Raw genomic sequence first — 1,674 nt, forward strand, 5'->3', positions numbered from 1 at the left:
AGTGATTGGGGGGAAAATTTAGGGATTTTTTCCCTGAAAATTAGGTAATTGACCACCTGAAAATGGGTAAAACCCCACACCCCACACCCCACACCCCACACCCTGCCCCCACGAAAAACTTTTTCAGCAGCCCCTAATTAGAATAATCGACTAACCCGAATAAATCCCGATTAATCGGACAAAATAAGGCAATTTGCCGATTCAGGGGTCAGAGGACAGAAAAATTGTCAGACAATCGGGAAAAAGTGACGGAGGAAAAATTTTTCCGAACAGGAGTAGCAAAAAAATCCCAGTCCGGGTAAAATTGATTATCGATCGATTGTGTGAGGAGTCCGATCCCCATGACCAATAAACACACAGCAAGGCTGCTGGGCAGTTACCTGCAGCGCCTGCCTGCCCATAGTTGGCTCGTCCTAGTTTTTTGGGCTTTGATTATCGCTCCAGTCCAAGCTGCTGTGGAGTTACGCATTGCCATCAGTAAAGGTGTTAGCGCCGTCTCCGTGGGCAGTTCCACCGATGCTGTGGTGAAAGATGGGGCTGGCAGAGTCCTAGGAGAATTGACCGCCATGAATGCCCTCAATGCTAATCCCAGAGGAAAAGCGGTGGGTTTGGCCGATTGGCAGGCCAGTCAATTGATCATCGAACCGGAGAATGATGGTTACGTCTGGATTAATGATCGCTGGTATCGAGGACGAACAAGGATCATTCGGCAGGGTTCTGGGGTGACAGCCCTAAATTTAGTCGATTTAGAGGAATATCTCTATAGTGTCGTCGGTGCGGAGGCGATTCCCTCCTGGCCGCAAGAGGCCTTAAAAGCCCAATCTGTGGCGGCGCGCACCTATGCTCTCTACCAAATGAATACTTCTGGTAATCGCATCTACGATCTCGATACTACCACCCGCACCCAAGTTTATAAGGGTCTAGAAAGCGAGTTTACTAGCACCCATGAGGCAGTTAATGCCACCGCCGGACAAATTATGAGTTTCAACGGCAAACCGATTCTAGCGGTGTTTCACTCCTCCTCCGGGGGTCATACGGAAAATGTCGAAGATGTTTGGAATTCCCCCTTACCCTACCTGCGCGGTGTCGTCGATTACGATCAAGTCGCCCCGGTATTTCAATGGTCAAAAAACTTTAGTGCCAGGGAATTAGGCCGTTTAATCGGTGGTGTCGGTCGCGTGCGATCGCTATCTCCCGAAAGGATCACTCCCCACGGACGGGTGATTAGAATGCGTATAGTGGGCGATCAAGGCTCTAAATTAATCTCTGATACCCAATTACGGCGAATACTCGAGCTGCGTAGTACCCTATTCACGATTTCAGCTAATAACGGTACTTTTGCCATCAATGGTCGCGGTTTCGGTCATGGGATCGGTTTAAGTCAATGGGGTGCTTTTTCCCTCGCTGACCAAGGGGTGACTTATGATCGCATTCTCAGCCATTATTATCAAAATGCTCGTTTAACTGAAATGCCCAATTAAAAAGGCTGTCAGCCATTTCCAGTGAACAGTGAACAGTAAAGAGTGAACTGATAACAAGGATTGAATCTAAAACCTAATTGGTTAAGCTAAGTAGGGTCTGCTGAATAAATCTAAAAACCTTGCTGGATAAGACTTTTAGCCTTTTTTGAAATCCAAAAGTACCAGATATGGGAGTGATCAGGGGGAAATTCAG

Annotated in this window: 1 protein-coding gene; it reads left to right on the forward strand. The window is 47.5% G+C overall.

Annotation, left to right across the window (positions count from 1 at the left end):
- Positions 1-341 precede the first annotated feature (341 nt).
- Complete coding sequence (locus PX482_RS05510) at positions 342-1,481, forward strand: SpoIID/LytB domain-containing protein (protein ID WP_002762368.1); 1,140 nt, start codon at positions 342-344, stop codon at positions 1,479-1,481.
- Positions 1,482-1,674: the final 193 nt, after the last annotated feature.

It is taken from the genome of Microcystis sp. M53602_WE12 (genome assembly GCF_030065455.1).
GTDB classification, from domain to species: domain Bacteria; phylum Cyanobacteriota; class Cyanobacteriia; order Cyanobacteriales; family Microcystaceae; genus Microcystis; species Microcystis aeruginosa.